This is a genomic window from Agrobacterium sp. InxBP2 (genome assembly GCF_026191755.1).
Lineage (GTDB): Bacteria > Pseudomonadota > Alphaproteobacteria > Rhizobiales > Rhizobiaceae > Agrobacterium > Agrobacterium pusense.
Window position 1 is genome coordinate 352140 of record NZ_JAINDY010000027.1, and the last position, 24618, is coordinate 376757.

The 24618-nt window shown below is 58.7% G+C and carries 22 protein-coding genes, 1 pseudogene and 1 riboswitch; of the genes and pseudogenes, 9 read left to right on the forward strand and 14 right to left on the reverse strand.

Annotated features, from left to right (window positions below; all coding sequences use genetic code 11):
* Nucleotides 1–3: 3 nt before the first annotated feature.
* Together K7A42_RS11250 and K7A42_RS11255 are read right to left on the reverse strand one after the other, a co-directional pair.
* Nucleotides 4–1185, reverse strand: a complete 1182-nt coding sequence (locus K7A42_RS11250) for an acyl-CoA dehydrogenase family protein (protein WP_037090281.1) — start codon at nt 1183–1185, stop codon at nt 4–6.
* Nucleotides 1185–1436, reverse strand: a complete 252-nt coding sequence (locus tag K7A42_RS11255) for an acyl carrier protein (RefSeq protein ID WP_003504852.1) — start codon at nt 1434–1436, stop codon at nt 1185–1187. The genes K7A42_RS11250 and K7A42_RS11255 overlap by 1 nt, the downstream gene beginning before the upstream one ends.
* Nucleotides 1437–1618: 182 nt before the next feature.
* A riboswitch (TPP riboswitch) is annotated at nt 1619–1730 on the forward strand.
* A gap of 94 nt (nt 1731–1824) precedes the next feature.
* Between K7A42_RS11255 and thiC the strand changes: the two genes are divergently transcribed.
* The 6 genes and pseudogenes from thiC to K7A42_RS11285 all read left to right on the forward strand — a co-directional run bounded on the left by thiC (nt 1825) and on the right by K7A42_RS11285 (nt 7072).
* Entirely contained in the window at nt 1825–3648 is a 1824-nt protein-coding gene (thiC, locus tag K7A42_RS11260; RefSeq protein ID WP_282455172.1) for a phosphomethylpyrimidine synthase ThiC, read from the forward strand.
* Between the two features lies 1 nt (nt 3649).
* Nucleotides 3650–4652: pseudogene (gene thiO, locus K7A42_RS11265) on the forward strand (glycine oxidase ThiO).
* Nucleotides 4621–4818, forward strand: a complete 198-nt coding sequence (gene thiS, locus K7A42_RS11270; RefSeq protein ID WP_004443639.1) for a sulfur carrier protein ThiS — start codon at nt 4621–4623, stop codon at nt 4816–4818. The pseudogene thiO and the gene thiS overlap by 32 nt, the downstream one beginning before the upstream one ends.
* A gap of 3 nt (nt 4819–4821) precedes the next feature.
* Entirely contained in the window at nt 4822–5595 is a 774-nt protein-coding gene (locus K7A42_RS11275) for a thiazole synthase (protein WP_153776777.1), read from the forward strand.
* Nucleotides 5596–5683: 88 nt separating this feature from the next.
* A complete protein-coding gene (locus K7A42_RS11280; protein WP_153776776.1) occupies nt 5684–6688 on the forward strand; it encodes a P1 family peptidase in 1005 nt (334 codons plus the stop codon).
* A 3-nt stretch (nt 6689–6691) separates the two neighbouring features.
* On the forward strand, nt 6692–7072 hold the full coding sequence (locus tag K7A42_RS11285; RefSeq protein ID WP_153776775.1) for a winged helix-turn-helix domain-containing protein: 381 nt from the start codon (nt 6692–6694) through the stop codon (nt 7070–7072).
* On the opposite strand, the gene modC is transcribed toward K7A42_RS11285, so the two are convergent.
* The 4 genes from modC to K7A42_RS11305 form a co-directional block, all read right to left on the reverse strand.
* Nucleotides 7056–8132: a molybdenum ABC transporter ATP-binding protein gene (gene modC, locus K7A42_RS11290; protein WP_077987033.1), complete on the reverse strand. Its 1077-nt coding sequence runs from the start codon at nt 8130–8132 to the stop codon at nt 7056–7058. The two genes, K7A42_RS11285 and modC, sit on opposite strands and share 17 nt — an antisense overlap.
* Complete coding sequence (modB, locus tag K7A42_RS11295) at nt 8129–8836, reverse strand: molybdate ABC transporter permease subunit (RefSeq protein ID WP_004443624.1); 708 nt, start codon at nt 8834–8836, stop codon at nt 8129–8131. Before modB ends, modC begins: the two co-directional genes overlap by 4 nt.
* 47 nt (nt 8837–8883) lie before the next feature.
* Nucleotides 8884–9675: a molybdate ABC transporter substrate-binding protein gene (gene modA / locus K7A42_RS11300; RefSeq protein ID WP_282455174.1), complete on the reverse strand. Its 792-nt coding sequence runs from the start codon at nt 9673–9675 to the stop codon at nt 8884–8886.
* 303 nt (nt 9676–9978) lie between these two features.
* Complete coding sequence (locus K7A42_RS11305) at nt 9979–11262, reverse strand: NAD(P)/FAD-dependent oxidoreductase (RefSeq protein ID WP_282455180.1); 1284 nt, start codon at nt 11260–11262, stop codon at nt 9979–9981.
* A 129-nt stretch (nt 11263–11391) separates the two neighbouring features.
* On the opposite strand from K7A42_RS11305, the gene K7A42_RS11310 reads away from it, so the two are divergent.
* Nucleotides 11392–12318 (forward strand): LysR family transcriptional regulator, encoded by a 927-nt coding sequence (locus K7A42_RS11310; protein ID WP_174150001.1) that lies wholly within the window; start codon nt 11392–11394, stop codon nt 12316–12318.
* 102 nt (nt 12319–12420) lie between these two features.
* Nucleotides 12421–12657, forward strand: coding sequence for an Lrp/AsnC ligand binding domain-containing protein (locus K7A42_RS11315; RefSeq protein ID WP_003521320.1), 237 nt, complete (start codon nt 12421–12423; stop codon nt 12655–12657).
* Between the two features lie 275 nt (nt 12658–12932).
* On the opposite strand, the gene K7A42_RS11320 is transcribed toward K7A42_RS11315, so the two are convergent.
* From K7A42_RS11320 to epmA, 3 genes are all read right to left on the reverse strand, one after another.
* On the reverse strand, nt 12933–13124 hold the full coding sequence (locus K7A42_RS11320) for a hypothetical protein (RefSeq protein WP_003492264.1): 192 nt from the start codon (nt 13122–13124) through the stop codon (nt 12933–12935).
* Nucleotides 13125–13502: 378 nt separating this feature from the next.
* Nucleotides 13503–14567, reverse strand: a complete 1065-nt coding sequence (locus K7A42_RS11325; RefSeq protein ID WP_174150002.1) for a lysine-2,3-aminomutase-like protein — start codon at nt 14565–14567, stop codon at nt 13503–13505.
* Nucleotides 14564–15628, reverse strand: coding sequence for an EF-P lysine aminoacylase EpmA (epmA, locus tag K7A42_RS11330; protein WP_072495097.1), 1065 nt, complete (start codon nt 15626–15628; stop codon nt 14564–14566). Before epmA ends, K7A42_RS11325 begins: the two co-directional genes overlap by 4 nt.
* 250 nt (nt 15629–15878) lie before the next feature.
* Between epmA and efp the strand changes: the two genes are divergently transcribed.
* Entirely contained in the window at nt 15879–16448 is a 570-nt protein-coding gene (efp, locus tag K7A42_RS11335) for an elongation factor P (protein ID WP_004443607.1), read from the forward strand.
* A 117-nt stretch (nt 16449–16565) separates the two neighbouring features.
* Here the strand turns inward: efp and K7A42_RS11340 are convergent, their stop codons facing one another.
* From K7A42_RS11340 to K7A42_RS11360, 5 genes are all read right to left on the reverse strand, one after another.
* Nucleotides 16566–18011, reverse strand: a complete 1446-nt coding sequence (locus tag K7A42_RS11340) for an efflux transporter outer membrane subunit (RefSeq protein WP_022556884.1) — start codon at nt 18009–18011, stop codon at nt 16566–16568.
* Between the two features lie 149 nt (nt 18012–18160).
* The gene (locus tag K7A42_RS11345; protein ID WP_004443603.1) at nt 18161–21250 is read right to left on the reverse strand and encodes an efflux RND transporter permease subunit; all 3090 of its coding nucleotides are present in this window, start codon (nt 21248–21250) and stop codon (nt 18161–18163) included.
* Nucleotides 21251–21304: 54 nt separating this feature from the next.
* Nucleotides 21305–22507, reverse strand: a complete 1203-nt coding sequence (locus K7A42_RS11350) for an efflux RND transporter periplasmic adaptor subunit (RefSeq protein WP_006699119.1) — start codon at nt 22505–22507, stop codon at nt 21305–21307.
* Nucleotides 22508–22705: 198 nt separating this feature from the next.
* Nucleotides 22706–23365, reverse strand: coding sequence for a TetR/AcrR family transcriptional regulator (locus K7A42_RS11355; protein ID WP_006699120.1), 660 nt, complete (start codon nt 23363–23365; stop codon nt 22706–22708).
* A gap of 2 nt (nt 23366–23367) precedes the next feature.
* Nucleotides 23368–24318, reverse strand: a complete 951-nt coding sequence (locus K7A42_RS11360) for a phosphoribosylaminoimidazolesuccinocarboxamide synthase (RefSeq protein ID WP_004443593.1) — start codon at nt 24316–24318, stop codon at nt 23368–23370.
* Between the last annotated feature and the right edge of the window lie 300 nt (nt 24319–24618).

A 24618-nucleotide genomic window follows, 5' to 3' on the forward strand; every position in this document is an offset into this window, starting at 1 on the left:
GTCTTATCCCAAGAGGCTGGTGTCCTGCCTGTGAACCAGCAGGAGATTGGCGGAATTGCCGAGAATACGGTCGTTGGAAATCATCAGACGGGCGGAGTGCGCGTCGCGCAGATGCCGGCCGAGGCTGTAGGGCGTGCCATTCTTGTAGCCCATGATGCCGCAGACCAGCATGGCGTGGTCGATGATCTCGAGAATGGTTTCCGAAGAGCAGATTTTCACATTGTTCATGGCAACGGCAAAGGCCATCGACATCAATTTTTCCGGATCGCTCTTGGTGTCCTCGTAGGCCTTGATGCCGGCTATGATGTTGGATTTCACCACCTGCAGCTTGGTGGAAACCTCGGCAAGGCGGATCGCGCCGGGAGGAGCCGTTCCGGGCGACTTGCGGGCCGCAGCTCTGACAAAAGATTGGGCGCGCAGCACCGCATCCGACGCGATACCATACCAGACGGCGCTCCACAGCAGATGCGAGCTTGCAAGCATGGATTGCGCAGCGATTTCTGCGAAAGGCTTTGGGAAAATCTGCGCCGCCGGCGCTTCGCCGCGGAACAGGAAGCCGTCCGAACAGGTGCCACGCATGCCGAGCGTATCCCAGACATGGGTCTTCTCAAGCGTATACTGGTTTTTCAGGAAGACGGTCATCACCTGATCGGCGGGCGCGGCATCCTTGTGGGCGCGCGACGTAATCAGGATCGCATCGGCGTTGCTGCCATAAGAAATGACCGTGGCGTCCTTCTCCAGCCGGCAGCTATCACCTTCGACTTCTATTGCGCAGATGGAGTTACGCAGATTGCCGCCGATGCCGCCTTCGGTGGTGGCGGAACCGAGCAGAAGCTGTTCGCCGGCGACGCGGCGCATGAAGTCCGCGTGCCATGCGCTCGCCTCTCCATGTTCCACAAGGCTCGACAGTTTGATGTGGTGCATGGCGAAAATCATCGCCGTTGCCGAACAGGCCTGCCCAAGCCGGGCGCAGATATCGGCGATTTCCTGAAGGGAGGCGCCTTCGCCGCCCAGCAGTGAGGGGACCTGTATGCCGAGCAGACGTTCCTGCCTCAGTGCATCAACGGCTTCCTGCGGAAAGCGGCCGGTGACATCCACCTCATCCGCATATTTGGCGGCAATTGCCGCAACACGGCCCGCGCGCGCGGACAGCGTTTCATCCTGCGGCGCGACGGTGACGTTCATCAGGCTGCCTCTTTACCATCGAGAATGAGTTTAACAGTGTCTTCAATGGCCTTGATGCTGGCGAAAGACTTGCGGTTCAGCAGATTGTCCGGGAATTCGATATCGAATGCTTCTTCGATGCCGAGCATCAATTGCACCGATGCAAAGGAAGAAAGGCCCGCCGCGTAAAGATCGGCTTCATCTGCAATCGTATCGACGGGGGTTGGAAGCTGGCCGAATTTTGCCAGTATTTCACGTATAGTCGCATTCATTCCGACGTATCTCCCATGAATTTCACATCAGGATGGTTTGTGCTTATGGTTACGTTGCAAACGATAATATTCGCCTAAACCGTTAGGTTAATTACAACTAACGGCAGCATGCGCCATTCCCGCACCTTTGCCAAGCATGGATCGCCGGTCTTGACAAAAGCCTGAGGGTGTTTTTTGCTGGGGCCATTCACCAGGGGTGTCCCGTCAAGGGGCTGAGATTCTGCTTTCATGCGCAGTGACCCGTTGAACCTGATCCAGTTCATACTGGCGTAGGGACGGTGCAAAGACCTGATGTCGGGCGGCGCATGGCGCCGCGTTTCGGCACACAGGTATTTTCCATCATTCCGGCTCGAACTGGGTCTCCACTGTTAAACTTTGGAGCCTCAAGATGAATATCGCTGCCAAGACTATACCGCTCGTCGTTACAACCGGCCCGCATGCCGCCTCCACGAAAATCCATAAGCCGGGCGTTTTGCATCCGCATATCCGCGTACCGATGCGCGAGATCGCAGTGCACCCGACGGCGGGCGAGCCGCCGGTCACGGTTTATGATTCCTCAGGTCCCTATACCGACCCCAACCATCCGGTCCTGATCGAAAAAGGTCTGCCGCGTCTGCGTCATGACTGGATCGTCGCGCGCGGTGATGTCGAGGCTTACGAGGGACGGCACGTCAAACCGGAAGATAATGGTTTCGCCACCGGTGAGCGCCTGACGCCTGAATTTGGCGTGCGTCATCAGCCGCTGAAAGCGACGGCGGGCAAGGCGGTGACGCAACTTGCCTATGCTAGGGCCGGCATTATCACGCCGGAAATGGAATTCATCGCCATTCGCGAAAATCTCGGGCGCGAGGCAGCGAAGGAGAAGCTCGTGCGTGACGGTGAGAGTTTCGGCGCGCATATTCCTGATTATGTCACGGCGGAATTTGTGCGTCAGGAAGTGGCGTCGGGCCGCGCCATCATTCCAGCCAATATCAACCACCCTGAACTTGAGCCGATGATCATCGGCCGCAATTTTCTCGTCAAGATCAATGCCAATATCGGCAATTCCGCCGTCACCTCCTCCATGGCGGAAGAGGTTGAGAAGATGGTTTGGGCCATCCGCTGGGGTGCGGATACCGTCATGGACCTGTCGACTGGCCGCAACATCCACAATATCCGCGAATGGATCATCCGCAATTCGCCGGTGCCGATCGGCACGGTGCCGCTTTATCAGGCGCTGGAGAAGGTCAATGGCATTGCCGAAGACCTCAATTGGGAAGTGTTCCGCGATACGCTGATCGAGCAGGCGGAGCAGGGTGTGGATTATTTCACCATCCATGCCGGCGTCAGGCTGCATTACATCCCGCTCACCGTCAACCGCGTCACCGGCATCGTCTCACGCGGCGGCTCGATCATGGCCAAGTGGTGTCTGCATCACCACAAGGAAAGTTTCCTCTATGAGCATTTCGACGAGATTTGCGACATCTGCCGCGCTTACGACGTCTCCTTCTCGCTGGGCGATGGCCTGCGTCCCGGCTCGATCGCTGACGCCAATGATGCGGCGCAGTTTGCGGAGCTGGAAACGCTGGGCGAGTTGACGCAGATCGCCTGGGCAAAGGATTGCCAGGTGATGATCGAAGGCCCCGGCCACGTGCCGATGCACAAGATCAAGGAGAATATGGACAAGCAGTTGAAGACCTGCGGCGAAGCGCCCTTCTATACGCTTGGGCCGCTGACCACGGACATTGCGCCCGGTTACGACCACATCACGTCCGGCATTGGTGCTGCAATGATCGGCTGGTTCGGGACCGCCATGCTCTGCTACGTTACGCCGAAGGAACACCTCGGTCTGCCGGATCGTAATGACGTGAAGGTGGGTGTCATTACCTACAAGATCGCCGCTCACGCCGCCGATCTTGCCAAGGGTCATCCGGCCGCGAAAGTGCGGGACGACGCGTTGTCACGTGCAAGGTTCGAGTTCCGCTGGGAGGATCAGTTCAACCTGTCGCTCGATCCCGATACGGCTCGGTCCTTCCATGACGAGACGCTGCCGAAGGAGGCGCACAAGGTTGCGCATTTCTGCTCCATGTGCGGACCGAAATTCTGCTCGATGCGGATTTCCCACGATATCCGCGCCGAGGCGCAGAAGGAGGGGCTTGAGGCCATGGCCGCGCGCTTCAAGGACGGCGGTGAGCTTTACATGCCGCTTCCGACGCCTGCGAATGCCGAATAAAATGCACGTCCTTGTCAAGGGAACGGGGGTCGCCGGTTTGACGGCGGCCTTCGAACTGGCGCGGAGGGGCGTTGTTGTCGAGGTGTCGGAGCGCAATGCCGAGCCTTCTCGTGGAGCGTCGTTTTATGCCGGCGGCATGCTGGCTCCCTGGTGCGAGCGCGAAAATGCGGAGGAAGCGGTCCTGACGCTTGGCAAGGTGGCGCTTGACTGGTGGGACGAGGCAACTCCCGGCCTTGTGGTTCGCAATGGCACGCTGGTCGTTGCGCCAGTACGCGACAGGGCAGAGCTTACGCGTTTCGCATCGCGGACCACCGGTTATCGCTGGGTGGATGAGGGCGAGATCGCCGCTCTGGAGTCCGATCTTGCGGGTCGCTTCCGCTCCGGGCTTTATTTCCCGGGCGAGGGGCATCTCGATCCGCGTCTCGCGCTGAAATCGCTGCATGAGCGGCTTTCTACCATGGGTGTGCGGTTCCACATGGGCATCCCTGTCGATGAACGATTGTTCGACCGGGTGGTGGACTGCACCGGAGCTGCGGCAGTGGGAGAAATTTCCAACCTACGCGGCGTGCGTGGAGAGATGCTCTACCTCGCTACCTCGGAGCTATCCCTCTCCCGTCCCGTCCGGCTGTTGCATCCGCGCATTCCGCTTTACATCGTCCCGCGCGAGTCTGGCCGCTTCATGGTGGGCGCGACGATGATCGAGACGGAGGATGCCGGGGCCATTTCCGTCCGTTCGATGATGGAGTTCCTGAATGCCGCCTATGCCGTGCATCCGGCTTTTGCGGAAGCTCGGATCATCGAATCCGGCACGGGTGTGCGTCCTGCTTATCCCGACAATCTCCCCAAGGTCATGCAGGACTGCCGGACCATTTTCATCAACGGCGCGCACCGGCACGGCTTTCTGCTTTCTCCGGCCATGGCGCGACAGGCGGCTGACATCATTCGCCAAACTCTCTCAAAAGGAACAGGATCATGAAACTTCTTGTCAATGGCGACGAGCTTGATCTCGCCGCCGAGACGCTGGCCGGCCTGCTTGCCAGCCTCGAATACGAAGGCGATTGGCTGGCGACGGCGGTGAATGGCGAACTGGTGCATTCGGAAGAGCGCGCCGATTATCAACTGAAGGATTTTGACCGCGTCGAAATTCTCTCGCCGATGCAGGGAGGCTGAGGCATGCTGATGCTTTATGGCCGTGAAATCTCGTCCCGTCTTCTCCTTGGTACGGCGCGGTACCCATCCCCCGCCGTGCTCGCGGATGCGGTCCGGGCCAGCAACACGGATATTCTGACGATTTCGCTGCGCCGGGAAATGGCGGGCGGCAGGAAAGGCGGGCAGTTTTTCGAACTGATCCGCGAACTGGATCGAAACGTCCTGCCGAATACGGCTGGCTGCCTCACCGCCAAGGAAGCTGTGCTGACGGCAAAGATGGCGCGCGAGGTGTTTCGCACCAACTGGATCAAGCTGGAGGTCATCGGCCATCACGATACGCTGCAGCCCGATGTCTTTGCACTTGTGGAAGCCGCGAAAATCCTCTGCGACGATGGTTTTGAGGTCTTTCCCTATACGACCGACGATCTGGTCGTCGCCGAGAAGCTGCTGGAGGCGGGCTGCAAGGTTTTGATGCCGTGGTGCGCACCGATTGGTAGCGCCATGGGACCGCTCAATCTGGCGGCGCTGAAATCCATGCGGGCGCGTTTCCCCGACACACCTTTGATTGTTGATGCCGGTATTGGCCGCCCGTCGCATGCAGTCACCGTAATGGAGCTTGGATACGATGCCGTTCTGCTCAACACGGCGGTGGCGGGGGCGGGGGACCCGGCCGGCATGGCCGAAGCTTTCGCTCGGGCGATAGAAGCCGGCCATCAGGCATATCTTTCCGGACCGCTGGAGCCGCGGGACATGGCCGTTCCCTCGACGCCGGTGATCGGGACTGCGGCTTTTTCCTGATCGCGGCTCGTCGCCGACCTCAGGCGTGTCACGTTTTGCGTTGACAGTGCCTGATGGTGGCGGGATACCGGGAGAAAAGGGAAAAAACATGGCGGCACTCACCAATCTTCTGACTGACATAGATGGCGTTTCGGTCGGCAATGTTACCGATCTTTCCCTCGGTTCCGGTGTTACGGCGATTGTTTTTGAAAAGCCCGCCATTGCCTCAGGTTCTGTTCTGGGCGGTGCGCCTGGCGGGCGTGACACGGGCCTGCTCGACCCGGCGATGACGGTTGAAACCGTGGATGCCTTCGTGCTGTCGGGCGGCTCGGCCTTTGGGCTGGATGCGGCAGGCGGCGTTCAGGCCGGGCTGCGCGAGATCGGCCGCGGCCTTCAGGTCGGTTCCACCCGCGTACCCATCGTGCCGCAGGCGATCCTCATGGATCTTCTGAATGGCGGCGACAAGGACTGGGGTTTGCATTCGCCCTATCGCGACATGGGATATGCGGCTTTCAAGGCGGCGCGTGCGGCGCCCTTCGAACTCGGGACGGTCGGTGCCGGGACGGGAGCAACGACCGCGACCTTCAAGGGAGGGCTGGGGTCGGCAAGTGCTGTCAGTTCCGGCGGATATAAAGTGGCGGCTATTGTCGCCGTCAATGCGCTTGGCTCGGCAACCCTCGGCGCGAGCCGCCATTTCTGGTCGGCTCCGTTTGAGGTGGCGGATGAGTTTGGCGGAAGCGGTTTTCCGCAACGGTTTGAGCCTGAAAATACCGCCTTGCGCCTCAAGGGGGTCAATCTCACGGCAACGACCATCGGTACGGTGGTGACGGATGCCGCACTTACGAAAGCGCAGGCACATCGCCTTTCCATCATGGCGCATGACGGGTTGGCCCGCGCCGTTCTGCCCGCCCATTTGCCGAGTGACGGTGACACCATGTTCGCGGCCGCGACGGGCGAGAAGCCGCTTGAGCGCGGCGTTCATTTCGCCGAACTTTGCCATCTTGCCACCATTGTCATGGCGCGGGCCGTGGCGCGTGGCGTCTATGAGGCGACGGCCTTGCCGGTGGATGGAGCGCAAACGGCCTATCGCGATCTTCATGGACGGAGCCTTTAACCGATGAGTGAGACTCTTCCGCCACTGAAACCTGTCCTTCGCATTGATTTTCCGCCCGGAGAACGCCTCGGCCACGGCAAGATCGAATTGATGGAACTGATTGTCGAGACCGGCTCGATTTCCGCCGCCGGGCGGGCGATGGACATGTCATATCGCCGCGCGTGGCTGTTGGTGGATGCGCTGAACCATATGTTTCGACAACCGGTTATCGAATCGCAGCGCGGCGGCAAACAGGGCGGCGGGGCGGCGCTGACCGTCTTCGGCGCCGAATTGCTGGCGCGCTATCGCAACATGCAAACGCGGATGAACGAAGCCCTACATCAGGATATCGACTGGCTGGAGGCCAACCGCAATCCTGACGCTGCTCTCAATAAGGATCGATAGCCGCTGACTTTATGATTGCATGCACCGGTTTTCCGGGTTCCAGCTGCAACCTTTCGCGAGAGAGGTCTGTGATGCGCGACTGGATGATGTCACCGCCGCAATCCACCTGAACCGTGACCATGGCGTCTTCGCTCACGGAAACGTTTGCGACACGGCCGTTGAGAATGTTGAGCGCGCTCAAGCCTTCAGGTTTTACGGTTGCAAGCATTACATCGCGTGCGGGTATGAGCACGCGCACCGGGCTGCCGCATATTCCGCTTTTTGCCGGAACGTGAAGCAGCATGGTTTTTAGCTTTACGGCGGCAAGCCCATGCCGCTCGTCGAAGCTTTCAATGCGCCCGGAAAGAATGCTGCCCGCCTCGCGCCTTTCGAGATGGGTGCTGAAATCGGGTCTTGCCAGCACCTCGGCGGCTTTTCCCTGCGTTTCCACCGTTCCGTCCTTCATAACAACGATGCGATCGGCCAGACGGGCGACCTCGTGGATCGAGTGGCTGACATAGACAACAGGGATTTTGGTCTCGTCCCGCAGCCGTTCGAGATAGGGAATGATCTCCGCTTTCCGCTGTTCGTCCAGCGAGGCGAGCGGCTCGTCCATCAGCAGCAATCTGGGTGAAGAAAGCAGGGCGCGGCCGATAGCCACACGTTGCTTTTCGCCGCCGGAAAGTTTGTTCGGGCGTCGGTGCAGAAGATGGCCAATGCCGAGCATGTCGACGATATGGTCCCCATCCGTGCCCGTGGTTTTATTCGCAGTGAACCACCTGCCATAGTTCAGGTTTTGGGCGACGCTGAGATGCGGGAAGAGCCGCGCTTCCTGAAAGACATAACCGAAATGGCGTTTATGTGCCGGTAGAAACAGTCGTTTTCCGCTGTCGGTCAGCACTTTGCCATCAAGTGAAACCTGTCCATCATCCGGCCGCAGCAGGCCAGCGATGATGCGTATCATTGAGGTTTTGCCGGAGCCCGAGCGCCCGAAAAGCGCGGTCACTCCGCCTTCGGACGTGAATGACGCGTCAAGTTCGAAGGCGCCAAGACGGTGGCGGATGGAAACCGAAAGCGTCATTCCATGCTCATCCGTTTGCCGATTACGCGGGCCAGCAATTCCGAGACGAGCAGAGCGAGCATGGAAATCGCAACCGAAACGATTGTAAGCCGCAGCGCACCGGCGTCGCCGCCCGGGACCTGCGTGAAGGTGTAGATGGCGGCGGACAATGTCTGCGTTTCACCCGGAATGTTCGAAACGAAAGTGATGGTCGCGCCAAATTCGCCCATGGCCTTGGCGAAAGCGAGAATCATGCCGGCGATGATGCCGGGCAGGGTCAGGGGCAGGGTAACGGTGAGGAACACCCAGAGCGGATTGGCCCCCAATGTTCCCGCCGCCTCTTCCAGCTTGCGATCCACCGCTTCGATGGAAAGGCGGATGGAGCGCACCATCAGCGGAAAGGCCATGACAGCGCATGCGAGAGCTGCCCCCGTCCACCGGAAGGAGAAGACGATGCCGAACCAGCTGTCGAGAAATTGTCCGATGGCGCCCCGGCGGCCGAAGAGAACCAGCAGCAGAAAACCGGTTACGACGGGCGGCAGGATAAGCGGCAGGTGGACGATGCCGTTGAGGAGAGACTTGCCCCAGAAGCGGCCGCGCGCCAACGCCAAGGCGATGAGAATGCCGAACGGCAGGCTGGCGAGCATGGCAACGGAGGACACCCACAGGCTGAGCCTGATCGCCGTCCATTCTTCAGGGCTGAGTGTCCACCAATGCAACGCCATATCCCGTAACCGTCATCTCTTGCGGCCCCTGGGCCAGGGAAAGCAGTTTATTTCAAAACCGTAAAGCCTTGCTTTTCGAAGAAGGGCGTTGCCTTTTCGGACTTCAGGAAATCCAGATAGGCTTTTGCCGCCGGCGATTTTGCCTCCGAAAGAATGGCCACGGGATAGATGATCGGCGGATGGCTGTCTTCAGGGAACGTGCCGACGATCTTCACACCGGGATCGGCAGCCGCATCGGTCTGGTAGACGATGCCATAGGGCGCCTCTCCGCGCGAGACGAGCAGCAGGGCGGCACGCACGCTTTCCGCGCCGGCGACCTTTTGTTCGACCGACGACCAGACGCCGAGTTTTTCCAGCGCGGCCTTGCCGTATTTGCCGGCGGGTACGGAATCCACCGCGCCCATGGCCAGGCGGCCGTCACCTACCAGAGCCCCAAGATCAAAGCCCTGCTTGATCTCGACCGGCTTGGCCTTGTCGGCGGGAGCGACGAGAACGATGCGGTTGCCTAGAAGATTGGAGCGGCTGTCAGCGTTGATCAGCTTCTTTTCAGCGACATAATCCATCCATGCCAGGTCGGCGGAAATGAAGATATCCGCTGGTGCGCCCTGCTCGATCTGCTTGGCGAGCGCTGAACTTGCGGCATAAGAAGCCGCCGCTTCATTACCACTTTCCTTCGCCCACTCGGCGTTGATGCCGTCCAGTGCGTTTTTCATGCTGGCTGCGGCAAACACCGTGACTTTTTCGGCGGCATGGGCCGGAACGGCTGCAAAGGAGGCCGCCAGCCAGAAGGATGTCACTGTGGCGATGGTTTTGAAGAAGCTGCGACGCAAAAGTCTCATGGTGTGATGCCCCGGTACGAGATATTCCTATGAATATATCGATAGGCCTATAGCGCATTCATTATATTTTCAAGGATATATCGAAGGATGACAAAATTCCCGGGGTTGGGGGGGCTTCCAACCTCAGTTCTCTGCTCGCCACAGGAATGCATTGGATGAGCGTCTGCGTCACGGGAGTGTCTTTTCAGACCGACTTGCGCTGACTTAAATCCCGTGACAGCGATGGGATGGCAAGCACACAAGAAACGGCAAAGGTCGTAATCAGATATCGGGCCCAATGTTTCTGTCGGACCGTAAGTCGGATCAAAAACGCTCGCCGGCGAAATGGGCTATCTGTGCACCTGCTTCGTAATAGGCTTCCTTCAGAGCCCTGAAGGACTGCGCTTTTGGTTCCGTTAAAGGCAAAGGCAATTCCGCCTCGGTTATCTCACCGAGAACATGCTGTGCAATGACTTTGCCGAAGGCCGTGCCCGGTGCGATGCCGCGGCCATTATAGCCTGAAAAGCCGACGACATTTTCGGCGAATTTGTGAAAGCGGGGCACGGCATTGTCGGTCATACCGATCTGACCGTACCATTCACACTCGAACTCGGTATCCCCAAGCTGCGGAAAAAGCCGCTTCAGCGACCGTTTCGCCCAGGCGCGGTGAATGGCGGCACCCGTGCCGCGCAGCGCCCCGACACTGCCGAAGACCAGCCGGCCAGCCTTGTCCATGCGGAAGGATGAGAGAATTTCCTTCGTGTCCCAGCAGCCCTCGCGGCCGGGGAGGATGCTTTTTTGCAGATTGTCGCCGAGAGGTCTGGTCGCGAAGTTGAAATAGGGCAGATAAATCTGTTCATCGCGAACGACCTGCCACGGTCCCGTGCTGTAGGCTTCGGTCGCCACCACGATCCATTTGGCGGTTACCGATCCGTTTGGCGTCTTCACGACCCATTGTCCACTGTTGCGTTCGGTGGCTACCACGGGGCTATCCGTATACAGCCGTGCGCCCGCCTTCTGCGCGGCGGCGGCGAGACCGCGAACATAGGCGAGCGGTTGAATTGTGCCTGCACGCGCATCCAGAAGTGCGCCGGAATAGGCTGTCGTGCCCGTGCGTCTGGCTGTTTCCTCTGCATCGAGAACACGAACGGGCGCACCCCTTTCGGCCCATTGTTCGCAGCGTTCGCGGATTTCACGGAGCCCTTTTTCACCAACTGCGCAATGCAGCGTTCCGTTTTTTTCGATCTCGCAGGGAATTGCGTGTTTTTCCACCAGGTCTCGCACGAGAAGTGGCGCATTGCCCAGAAGGCCGAGAAGCCGCTCGCCGTAAGTTTCGCCCAGCACGCCAGGCAATTCCTTCGGCATGACCCACATGCCGCCATTGATAAGGCCGACATTGCGCCCCGCGCCGCCGAAGCCGATTTCCCTGGCTTCGAGCAGGGCGACATTTATGTTCCGGTCGGCAAGGTGGAGCGCCGCAGATTGCCCGGTAAAACCACCACCGACGATAACGACATCGGCAGCCACGGAGCCATTTAACGCAGCGGTTGCGGGTGGCTGAGGCGCGGTCTTTTCCCAGAGGCCGTGCGAGCGGGGGTCATTATACATCGTTCCACCATGTCCGGGCGAGTTCATTTGGTTTTCGTATGAGTGACAAGCCCTTGTTTATAAGACTTTACAAGCCTCGCCGCCTGTTGAATATCGACATATCGTCAAGAGTTCATTCCGTGAGGGAATATGGTTCTGCCGCCCCGCCGTTTTTTGCCGTCGCTTTCGCTACTCGCGGCATTCGAAGCCGCTTCGCGCACCGGCAGCGTTACCGCGGCTGCTCGGGAGCTCGGCCTGACCCAGGGTGCCGTCAGCCGGCAAATCCTGGCCCTCGAAGAACAGCTCGGGGTGGCGCTGTTCCTTCGCGAGCGACAGACGATCCGGTTGACAAGGGCAGGGGAGGGTTATGGCCGGGAAATACGCGAAGCCCTGCGGCGCATATCGACGGCTTCCCTCAACCTACGCGCCAATCCGGATGGCGGCACGCTCAATCTCGGGGTGCTGCCAAGCTTCGGCACACGCTGGCTCGTGCCGCGCCTACCCGCTTTTATCGCACGCCACCCGGGTATTTCCGTCAATCTTCTGACGCGGTCTTCGCTTTTCGATTTCAAGACCGATACAGTCGATGCGGCGATTCATTTCGGCTTGCCGCACTGGCCGGGTACCGAACTTGTTTTCCTGATGCACGAAAAGATCGTTGCCGTATGCAGCCCCGCTTTCAAAACGCGACACCGATTTTCAACGCCTGATGATCTGCTTCATGTGCCGCTACTCCACATGACAACCCGACCCGATGCCTGGGAGCAATGGTTTCGCAGTCACGGCGTGGTATTCGACAACGTACACGGCATGCTTTTCGATCAGTTCACCACCATCGCCGAAGCGGCGAGCGCCGGTCTCGGTGTGTCGCTCATTCCTGCTTTCATGATCGAAGAGGAGTTGCGAAGCGGCCGACTTGTCGCGGCCGTTGCCGGTGAGGCGGAAAGCGAGGAGGCGTATTATCTCGCCTGCATGCCGGATCGCGCCGGTTACGCGCCGCTTGAAAGCTTTCGGCGCTGGATCATTTCCGAGGCAGGAGGTGGAACCGGCGTCGAGGCCGGCGAGTTTTCTGCTTAAACCCTTGCGCGGTCTTGCAAGAACGATGCGGCTCAGCCAATAGTGCGCCGTGACGCGTGGCGCCAGAGCCGTGCCTTGAAAGTTTCAATACGGGAGATGTCCGTGAAGCCCATTTTTGTTCAGCTTCAATGCGAGCCCGGCAAGACCTATGATGTCGCCGACGCCATCTATAAAACCGAACTGGTTTCCGAACTTTATTCCACCAGCGGTGAATATGATCTTCTGCTGAAAATCTATCTTCCGCAGGAAGAGGATATCGGCAAATTCATCAATCAGAACATCGTCAATATTCCGGGCATCGTTCGTTCGCTGACAACGCTGACCTTTACCGCCTTCTGACATCAAACTTGAGAGTCAGCGACGGCCTCTCATTCTGCTCGTTCCGGGAGCCTGTCAGCTCAGCGCCTTGTCGGAACAAGGAAATGTGGGGGCTTAGGCGCGTTTGCGAATTTCGCAAAAACCTGCATAGGCAGACCTATTAAAGTGGGAGGCGGTGTCTTGCAGGCGGGACTGTCAGCCAAAGGAAAAGCGCGCCGCCGGCCCACAATGTCGGGTCCGATATGGGGCGCGCTTTGGTTTTGACGGTTTTGTAAGCGGGCGATGGCTTTCGCGCATCAGGCTACCGCGGCCAGGTTCCGATTACGCACGAGGTCGCGAATCGCGATCCGCACATCGTCCGCACTGTCGAACTTCTGCTCGTCCAGATCGTGAACGTGGAACTTCACCGCAATAAACTTCAGCCGGTCGTTGTCCGGGATGACGATGCCGACGGGCTCGCCGGCGAATTCAATAACTTGCTTCTGCATAGATAAACTCCCGCTGTGGCTACTTCTCACAGCATGTTGTCGAACTGATTTTCAGGAAATTGAGACTGTTAAGTCACATTCGACAGCAGCGGGAACACGTGGATTTAAATCCAGCATTCCAGGATTCAAGACCAAGGATTGCGTTGATGCGATTGTATTTTGACATGACACACTCCCTGTATTGGTGTTGATCCGGAATCAGGAGACTCGTTCTCCAGTTCCCCACTGATAATCCAGACCAGCACTAAAATCAATGCTGATTGTTATAGGTAGAATATTTTTCTTTATGATGACAGGAGAGGGGCGGAATTGTGAAATTTTTGTTTCCGCTCGGGGCCGGCGTCAAAAGGCCCGGCGCAACGGGCTTTTTTAGCTTTTTTAATCGCGTCCGGATGGCTGTGGCGGATAAATATGATCGTTTCCGTTGAAGTCAGATATTGAAAAACGGCCGTCCCGGGTCTTTTCGGCCGCATTTCCGCCAATGGGCGCCTTGCCGTGGCCGCCGGGTATGTCGAGAACATAGGTCGGTTGGCAGAGACCGGAGATGCGTCCACGCAGGGCAGACACGATTCGCTGCCCTTCTTCTATCGACAGGCGGAAGTGGCTGGTGCCGGGCGCCAGATCGGGGTGGTGAAGATAATAGGGCTTGATGCGGGTCTCGACGAATGCCCGCATCAGTTCGGCAAGAATCGCCGGATCGTCGTTGACACCTTTTAAAAGCACGGTCTGGCTGACCATGGCGATCCCCGCATCAATCAGGCGTGCCGAGGCTAGTCTTGCGGTCTCGCCGAGTTCCCGCGCGTGATTCGCATGCAGGGCAACATAAGTCGTCTTACCGCTGGATTTCAGCGCGTCGATCATCGCTTCATCGATGCGATCGGGATCGACTACGGGCACGCGGGTGTGGAAGCGGACGATCTTCACATGCGATATTTTTTTCAGGCGTTGCATCAGATCGAAAAGTCGCCGTGGGGAGAGCACCAAGGGATCACCGCCGGTGAGGATGACCTCCCAGATCGCCGGGTCCGCCTTTATATAGTCGAATGCGGCGTCCAGCTGCTGCGGGCTCATCATGCCATTACCCTGCGGCCCGACCATTTCACGGCGAAAACAGAAACGGCAATAAACGGGGCATATATGCACCGCCTTTAAAAGAACCCGGTCCGGATAACGGTGAACGATGCCATGCACGGGGCTATGGGCGTCATCGCCTATCGGATCCTCCCGCTCTTCGGCAAGATGGATAAGCTCGGCCGCATCCGGCACGAACTGCCGGGCGATGGGATCGTTCGGATCGCCGATGTCGATCAGTTCGGCAATCGCTGGCGTGATAGCCAGTGCGTAACGCTGCGTGACCGGCCGCAGGCTGTCGAGTGCGCCGGCTTCGATCAGCCCTGCTTCCAGCAGTGCCTCCGGTGTCTTGATGGTATCAGAGCCTGTCATCGTCCGTATTCCGCAACCGGGGCCCACATGACGAGATCGATGCGGGGTGCGCCTGTGGCCAGCATCACCAGCCGGTCGAAACCCAGGGCTATGCCGCTTGCCGGCGGCATGATGGCGAGCGCAGCCAGAAAATCCTCGTCCAGCGGATAAGTCTCGCCATACACGCGCTGCTTTTCCGCCATCTCCGTTTCAAAACGCCGCCTCTGCTCGGCAGCGTCGGTCAATTCACCGAAGGCATTGGCAAGTTCCACGCCGCAGGCATAAAGCTCGAAACGTTCCGCCACGCGCGCATCCCTCGGGGATCTGCGGGCGAGGGCTGCTTCGCTTGCCGGATATTCATCGAGAATTGTTGCGCGTCCGAAGCCAAGTTCCGGCTCGACCCGTTCGACGATGACACGGCTGAACATATCCGCCCAGGTATCATCCTCGGCCACCCGGATGCCGGCACTGGCGAGGCTTGCGGCAAGGTGCCGGCTGTCGGTCTCGCCGTCTCCGCTGATTGTGGCCAGAAGGTCGATTCCGGCATAGCGTTCGAAGGCCTCAGCGACACTCAGGCGTTCGGGCTCGAGAAAGGGATCAACGCTGCGCCCGCGATAGGAAAAATGTTTCGTACCCGTGGTTTCGGCCGCGAGAGCGAGAAGAGTGGCGCTGTCCTTCATCAGGCTCTCATAGGTTTCGCCTGCGCGATACCATTCCAGCATGGTGAATTCGGGGTGGTGCAGCGGGCCCCGCTCCCGGTTCCTGTAGACATGGGCGAAACAGGAGATGCGTTTTTCACCCGCGGCAAGCAGCTTCTTGCAGGCGAATTCCGGAGACGTGTGAAGATAAAGCGGCACGGCGTCGCCGCCCGGCGTCACGCCTTCAGTGGCAAATGCGTGGAGATGTGCCTCGTTGCCTGGCGAGATCTGCAGGGTGGAGGTATCGACCTCCAGAAAATCGGCGCGGGCGAAATAGCCGCGAAAGGCCGACTGGACGGCGTTGCGGCCAAGCAGGAAGGCGCGACGGTCGGCATGGACATCGGGCGTCCACCATGGCGACATTGTTTCGTTGCTTGCGCGCATCGTTCTTCGTTTCCGTCTTCTGCCCCGCCCCGGATTGCGGATAAACAGGCTGCAAAACACCTGGTTGCGTTATTTAAAGCGGTTCCGGGGCGAAAACCGCTAGGTACTCTTCCGCGAATTGCTGTAGAAGGCTGGCAATCCGTGCGGATTTAAGGTAGTTGCGCCCCAGAAAAAAGACAAAACGTCTGCCGGGGCTGGTGCTGCCGCGCAGTCCTTTACGACGCATTTCATCGAGTTACAAGGAAGTCATATGGTCAAGGTTATCGCCTCATCCGTCCGCAAGGGCAATGTTCTCGACGTGGACGGCAAGCTTTACGTCGTTCTCACCGCGCAGAACTTTCATCCCGGCAAGGGCACGCCGGTCACGCAGGTGGACATGCGCCGCATCGTCGATGGCGTGAAGGTCTCCGAGCGCTGGCGCACCACCGAGCAGGTCGAGCGTGCTTTTGTTGAAGACCTGAACTTCCAGTTTCTCTATGAAGATGGCGAAGGCTTCCACTTCATGAACCCTGAGAATTACGATCAGGTCGTGGTGGATGCGGAGACGATGGGTGACCAGAAGGCCTATCTTCAGGAAGGCATGACCTGCGTTCTTTCCATCCACGAAGGCAATCCGCTGGCTGTCGAACTGCCGCGCCACGTCACGCTTGAGATCACGGAAACCGAGCCGGTCGTAAAAGGCCAGACGGCGTCTTCTTCTTACAAGCCCGCCATTCTTTCCAACGGTATCCGCACCATGGTGCCGCCGCATATCGATGCCGGCATTCGCGTGGTCATCGCGACGGAAGACAATTCCTACGTCGAGCGCGCCAAGAACTGATCCTGGCGATCGAGTAGACAAAAAAGCACCGGTTCCCGGTGCTTTTTTTATTCCATGCCGCGAATAACAAAAAGCCCGCGTCGAGACGCGGGCTTTTTTGTCTTTTCGGGCTGTTGATTACATGCCCTTGGCCGCCGTAACGGTCGGGCCTGCCGGTTTCTTCGGCGCGGTCGTCTGGCCAAAGGCATAACCGCCGCCCAGCGCCACGTTCAGCGACACATAGTCCTGCGCGGTCTGCTGGATCGCCGTGGCAAGGCTTGCCTGTGCGGCTGACACCTGACGCTGCGCATCGAGAACGTCGAGCAGCGAAGAGGCACCGTCGCGGTAGCTGGCGGTCGAGAGCTGCAACGCCTCCTGGTAGGAAGCGACCGTCTTGCGCAATGCGTCGGCGGTGCGCTGGTCGCGATTGACTGCGGCAAGGGCGTTTTCAACCTCTTCCACGGCGTTGAGGACCGTCTGCTTCCATGCGAGATATTCTTCGCGCGCCTGCGAATTGGCGAGGTCGATATTGGCGCGAATGCTGCCGCCATCGAGGATCGGAAGAACAAGGCTCGGGCCGAAGGACCAGCTGTTTGCCGTACCTCTGTTGCCGCCGCTGACAAAGTTGTAGCTCGGGGTGATGGCGCCGCCGAGTTCAATGCTTGGATAAAGCTGCGATTCGGCAACGCCGATCTTTGCCACTGCTGCCGCAAGTTCACGCTCGGCGACACGGATATCCGGACGGTTGCGAATGAGATCTGCCGGAATGCCGGTGCGTGGCACACTGCGGGCCACGGGCTGACGCGCGCCCTTCTGCAACTCGGCGATCAGCGACGAAGCTGGCAAGCCGAGCAGCGTGGCGATGCGGTGCGCCGCCTTGCGGAAGTTGGTTTCGAGGCCCGGTATGTCGGACAGGGTGGAGTTGACCAGACCTTCGGACTGGACAACGTCGAGTCGCGAAGCCGCACCGGCTTCAAGCTGAAGCTTGGTCAGATCCAGTGTTTCACGGCGGGAAGCCAGGTTATGGCGGGCGATCGCCAGACGCTCCTGATAATAGCGTACGTCGATGTAAGCCGAGGCAACCGAGGAAATCAGCGTCAGGCGCTGAACGTCGACGCTTGAATAAGCCGCATCGAGCGATGCATTGGCGCTTTCCGTGGCGCGACGGTAGCGGCCGAAGAGATCGAGCAGCCAGGAAACGCTGAGGCTGCCGGAAGAGACGTTGGTAACAGGAACGTCGCGGTAGCTGCCCTTCGTTTCGCTGGTCGTGTGGCTGCCATTGGCGGTCAGGCTGGGCAGGCCGCCTGCGCCGGCTGAAATCACGTTGGCTTCAGCCTGGTTGATACGCTCTATGGCCTGCATCACCGTCAGGTTCTGCTTCAGGCCGGTAGCAACGTAACCGTTCAGGCGGCTGTCATTGAAGGCTGTCCACCACGCAACGGTGCTGATGTCGCCGTTACTGGTTTTTCCGGCTTCCGCAAACTTTCCCGGCAATTGGATTTCCGGTGTCTTGTGGTCGGGTCCGACAACGCAGCCTGAGAGCAGCAGCATTGTCAGGGGAAGAGTAGCGCGAATAGACAGCATATAATTTTCCCAATTCTCTGGTTGGCTTACCGAGCGCGGCTTGGTGAAAAATGGGCTGCGCGGTCGATCTGCCGTAGAAACGTGCAATTGCCAAATCGGCAACATTTCTAGCAGCGTATTAACGGTTGGCACAGCCCATTTTTGTTTTGTTAACGCCTTGAAAGGCGACGAATGATGACGAAAAAGGACGGAACGAAGAAAATTCCGAGCAGTGTTGCAGAAAGCATACCACCCAACACGCCAATCCCGATTGCATTTTGGGCGGCTGAACCCGCACCGGTTGCGATTGCGAGAGGCACAACACCGAGGATGAAGGCCAGCGATGTCATGATGATCGGCCGCAGGCGCAGCTTCGCGGCCTCCAGTGTCGCTTCCATGAGACTCAGCCCGTGCTCCTGTCTCTCCTTGGCGAATTCGACGATCAGGATCGCATTCTTTGCCGCGAGGCCGATGGTCGTCAGCAGGCCCACCTTGAAGTAGACGTCGTTCGACTGGCCGAAGAAATGCGCCGCGGCCAAGGCGCCGAGGACACCCACCGGCACGGCCATGATGACCGAGAAGGGGATGGACCAGCTTTCATAAAGGGCGGCAAGGCAAAGGAACACGATCAGCACCGAGAGCGCATAGAGCATCGGCGCCTGTGAGCCGGAAAGGCGTTCCTGATAGGAGATGCCCTGCCACGCGACCGTGTAACCGCCCGGCAGGCTCGCCGTCAGCCGTTCCATCTCGTCCATGGCATCACCGGAGGCTACGCCGGCGCCGGCAGTGCCTTCGAGCGAGATGGCGCCCGTGCCGTTAAAGCGCGCCAGAGACGGAGGAGCGTTGATCCATTTCACCTCGCTGAAGGAGGAGAATGGCACCATCTCGCCGCTGGTGTTGCGGGCATACCAGAACTTGAGATCGTCCGGCTGCATGCGGTAAGGCGCGTCGCCCTGGACATAGACGGGCTTGAGTTCACCGTTGAGGGTGAAGTCATTGACGTCACGACCGGCGAAGATCGTCGACAGCATCAGATTGACAGAGGAAAGATCGACACCCATTGCCCCCATCTTCTCCTGATCGAGGATGATCTTCATCTGGGTTTCGTTGTCCTGGCTGTCGCTTCGAAGCGAGCTGATCTTCGGATTGCCGGTGGCAAGCGCAATCAGTTCCTTGGACGAAGCGGTCAGGGCATCGGTGCCGTTGCGGCCGCTATCCACGAGATACATCGAGAAGCCGCTCGATGTACCCATGCCCTGAATGGCCGGCGGCAGAAGCGGGAAGACCTGGGCATCACGGAAACCGAAGAAGGTGCCCATGGCGCGCTGGACGATGGCACCCGCGTGCTGGTCGGGAGCCGTTCGCTCGGCGAAATCCTTGAGTTTGGTGAAGACGATGGCGTTGTTCTGGCCCGAACCACTGAAGCTGAAGCCGAGAACGCCGAAAACCGATTCGACATTGGCGGCTTCCTTTTCGCGGAAGTAGTTTTCAACCTGCTTCACCACCTCATTGGTTCGCTCGATATTCGAACCGGTCGGCGTCTGGATGATGGTCAGGAGCACGCCCTGGTCTTCCTGCGGCAGGAACGAGCTGGGGAGCTTGCTGAAGAACCAGACGCAGCCGCCGATGACGATTGCGAAGATGATCATGACGCGCAGGGGCCGCTTCAGCAGATAACCGATGGAGGACACGTAGCCGTCCGTCGTCTTGCCGAAGCCGCGGTTGAACCACGCGCCCGGCCCGCGCTGCTTCTTGTGATGGTCGATCGGCTTCAGCATGGTGGCGCAGAGCGCCGGCGTCAGCACGATGGCGACTACGGCCGAAAGCAGCATGGCCGAAACGATGGTGATCGAGAACTGGCGGTAGATGATGCCCGTCGATCCGCCGAAGAAGGCCATCGGAATGAACACGGCGGTGAGCACAAGCGCGATACCGATGATGGCTCCGGTGATCTCACCCATCGACTTCTCGGTGGCCTCGACCGGCGACAAACCCTCCTCCGACATGATTCGTTCGACGTTTTCGACAACGACGATGGCGTCGTCAACGAGCAGACCGATGGCCAGAACCATGGCGAACATGGTGAGCGTATTGATGGAATACCCGGTGAGCGCGAGAACGCCGAAGGTGCCGAGAAGCACGACCGGCACGGCGATCATCGGAATAAAGGTGGCTCTGAGGTTCTGCAGGAACACCAGAAGCACGACGAAGACGAGGATGATCGCCTCGATCAGCGTATGCACCACTTTTTCGATCGACAGTTTCACGAACGGCGTCGTGTCATAGGGATATTCGATCGCGACGCCTTCAGGCAGCGAACCTTCGACGTTGGTCAGGGCAGCTTTTACACGCGCCGCAGTGTCGAGCGCGTTGGCACCCGTGGCAAGGTTGACCGCGAAACCGGCCGAAGGGCGGCCATTGGAGCGGGAATCGCCGCCATAGGTTTCCTGGCCGATTTCAATACGGGCAACATCGCTGAGGCGGACGGTTGCGCCATCCTTTTCGACTTTCAGGATGACCGATTCGAAGTCGGCGACAGTGGTGAGCTGGCTCTGCGCCGTCACCGTCACGTTGAGCTGCTGACCCTTGACGGCGGGAACGGCACCGAGCGAACCGACCGAAACCTGGGTGTTCTGGCTTTCGATGGCGCCGGTGACGTCTGCGGTGGTCAGCTGGTATTTGTTGAGCTTGAAGGGATCCAGCCAGATACGCATCGCATATTCGGAGCCGAAGACATTGATGCTGCCCACGCCTTCCAGGCGCTTGATCTGGTCTTCGACACGCGAGGAGAAGACGTCGCCGAGATCGGCCGAATTGCGCTTGCCGTCGGTGGAGATCAGTGCACCAACCATCAGAATGCTCGATGTCGAGCGGCTGACCTGGATACCCCGCTGCTGCACGGTATCGGGCAATTGCGACTGGACAAGCTGCAGCTTGTTCTGCACCTGAACCTGCGCGATGTCAGGCAGGATGCTGTTACCGAATGTCAGCGTCACTTCGGAACTGCCGGTCGAGGACGACGAGGTCATATAGGTGAGGTCATCGAGGCCGGTCATGCCGTCCTCGATGATGGTTGTCACCGATTTTTCCACGGTCTCGGCGCTGGCGCCATTGTAGGTCGCGCTGACGCGGACCGTTGTCGGTGCAATGTCGGGATATTGCGAAATGGAGAGAGTCCAGATCGCAAGGGCGCCGCCCAGCATGATGACGATGGCGATAACCCATGCAAAAACAGGGCGCCTGATGAAGAAATGGGCCATGGCAGTCCTTGCCTTACCTTTTACGAGCTTCGACCGGAGGTCTCGCGCTCATGCTTATTTCGAAGGCGCGGCGGCAGGCTGAGCCTGCTGCGGCACAACGACGATACCCCGATCGTCAATGGTCACTTCCACCGGCGCCACGGTTGCGCCGTCCGCGATCCACTGGAAGCCGTCGACGATGAGCTTGTCGCCATCCTTGACGTTTTCCGTCACCAGCCAGGCGTTGCCCGACTGCTGGCTGGAAGGGAAGGTGCGGGTTTCCACCTTGTTTTCCGCTGTCACGAATTTTGCCGTCAGCTCGCCATTGGCGTTTCGGCTCGCCGCGCGCTGCGGGATACGGAAGCCCTTTTCCTTGCCGATGGTCAGCGTGGCGCGAACATAGGTGCCGGGAAGCAGGAGATCGTCCGGATTATCGAAGAGGGCGCGGATGGAGAAGGTGCCTGTCGTTTCGCTCACCGCCATGTCAGACATGTCGATCTTGCCGTCATGCTTATATTCGGTGCCATCTTCCAGTGTAAGATGAATGCCGGTCTCTTTCGTGTCGCCACCAAGCTGACCGGACGATATCGCCTTTTTCAGACGCAGGAGATTGGTGCTGGATTCCATCAGGTCGATGTAAATCGGATCGATGCGACGAAGCGTCGTCAAAGCGGTCGTCTGGTTCGCGGTCACCACGTTGCCGATGCTGAAGGCCGTTGCGCTGGTAATGCCGTCGAAGGGTGCACGGACCTTCGTGAGATCGAGATTGATCTCCGCCGTTTCCAGCGCCGCCTTGGTCTGGGCCACATCGGCCTGCGCCTGCAGCAGCGTCACCTTGGCGTTTTCATATTCGATCTGGGTGGCACCGCTGTTAACCAGCCGTTCGTACCGGGCAAGGTTGGCCTCCGCGCTCGGGACACTCGCTTCCGCCTTCGCCACGTTTGCCTTGGCCTGCGCCACTTCCGCCAGATAGGTATTGTCTTCGATCTGGTAGAGAACGTCGCCCTGCTTCACCTCGCTGCCTTCCTTGAAGGGAATTTCACGGATGATGCCGGTGACCCGCGGCCGGATTTCAGCCGTCTGGAACGCGCTGGCGCGGCCGGGCAGAACAGTGGTCAACGGATATTCGCTGGTCTTCATCAAAATGACGCTGACCGGAGACGGCGGACGCGCTGCGCCCTGGGCGGCGTTCTGGCTGCTTTCGCCGCCATCGCTGCAGCCCGCCAGAATCGCGGTCACACACAGAGAAGCAAGTAGGGGTAAAATACGTCGGCTCATTGTTCTTCCCTGCGTATCGATCGCATTCAACTATAAGCGCAATGTCGCTCGGCGGATGCGCGTCCGGAGACAGATACGACAGGCGAAGGCCTTGGAAGGGACCCGATTCGCGTATTCTATCCGGACCGCATGCGCATAGAAGCGCAGGCTTTTGCGCTTCGCAAGCAACTGCGAGAAGGTGACGTAAATTGGGAATCGTCACTTAGCAAGCGGATTGCGCAATCCCGCATCGACTAAATCGACGAGTTGATCGCAACGTGTTGCCAAATTGCCGATATCTTCCCGCGCAATAAGGACGGGATGAATGACGCTGGTCAGCGCATGGAGCACGGTTTCCGCCAGAGGAGAAACATCCGTGGCGGTATAGATTCCGGCTTCGATCCCATCCTGAATGATCTCGCCGAGCAGCTTCACGATGACAGACTTGTAATAGTCTCCGCACTTCATGTCCTGCTTGGCGGTCATCAGGATCATTTCGAAGACATAGGGGTTCTTATTGAGATCCTGATGGTGTTGCTCCATCAGGTTGCGCGCCAGATGACGCAATCTGGAAAGCGGCGCATGGCTTTTGTCGAGCGGACAGATCTGGCGTTCGAAAGCGCCGATCTGTTCGAAGCCAAGGGCGTCGACAAGCGCGTTCTTCGAGCTGAAGTTCTTGAAGACATTGGCGGGAGACATGCCGAGCGCCGCGGCGATATCGGCAATCGCAACGGCATTGAAACCGCGCTCCCGGAAAAGCTCTTCTGCCTTGGCGAGAATGTCCCGCCGGGTTTCCTCGGCGGAACGGCGGGGCCGGCGTCTGACAGGACGGTCACCCTTCCTGTCGGCCTTTCTCGCCTGTTCGATCATTTTGTTCACAGTCAGACTCCGGGGAAGAACCGCTCCAGATTCCGGCGTACTCTTGCAAGCGGCGTCTCGCCGCTATCGTCGGGAACGAAGCTCTGTCCGGTGATGCGTTCGTAAGCATCAATATAGACTTTCGAGGTTTGCAAGACGAGGTCCTGCGGAATTTCTGGTACGTCGTCCTTATAGGGGTCGCAGCGTTCGGCAACCCAGGCTCTGACAAAGTCCTTGTCGAAGCTTGCCGGCCTTGTGCCGTTTCGAAAGCTTTCCTCATAGCTGTCAGCCATCCAGTAGCGGCTGCTGTCCGGTGTGTGTATCTCGTCGGCCAGAATGATCGTCCCGTTTTCATCCGTTCCGAATTCGTATTTCGTGTCAACGAGAATGAGGCCCTGTCTGGCGGCAATCTCCTGCCCGCGCTTGAACAGTGCCAGCGCATAATGGGAAAGCACGTTCCATTGCTCCTGCGTCAGGAGTTTCTTCTCTACGATCTCCGAAGGCGTCAAAGGTTCATCATGGCCGCCATCAAAGGCTTTGCTGGTGGGTGTGATCACCGGTTCGGGCAGGACCTGGTTGTCCTTCATCCCATCCGGCAGACTCATACCGTACATCTGCCGTTCGCCCTTCTTATAAAGGGTGAGGATCGAGGTGCCTGTCGTGCCGGCCAGATAACCGCGAACGACCACTTCGACCGGCAGTATTTCGAGCCGCTTGCCGATGACGACATTGGGGTCGGGATATTCGAGCACATGATTGGGGCAGATGTCCTTCGTCAGCTCGAACCAGTAGCGGGCCGTCTGTGTCAGAACCTGCCCCTTATAAGGTATGCAGGTGAGAATACGATCAAAGGCGCTGAGACGATCGGTGGATATGATGATGCGATTGCCGTCGGGCAGGTCGTAATTTTCCCGCACCTTGCCACGGTAGTAATTCGGCAGCTCGGGAATGACGGCTTCATCGAGAATGCGCACGGGCTCTCCAATTCTTGTCTTTACAGGACGCCAAACGCCCTGATCGGTCTAAATTCCTGCTCGATCCTATTACATGTTTCCCGAAACAGGACCAGACGCCATGTTATCGGCCGACAAAGGCCGGTATTTTAGCCGGTTCTGGAAACTATCATTCTAAAACAACAACTTACCAAAAATGTCAGTTTTTTGACGGTAGGTGTGTTGACTTGTTTGAGGTGATGGATTTATAAGTCCGCTCACTGAACGAGGGCGGCGGCGCTGCTGGCGACGAAGTCTTTCGTTCTAAATAAATCAAGGAAT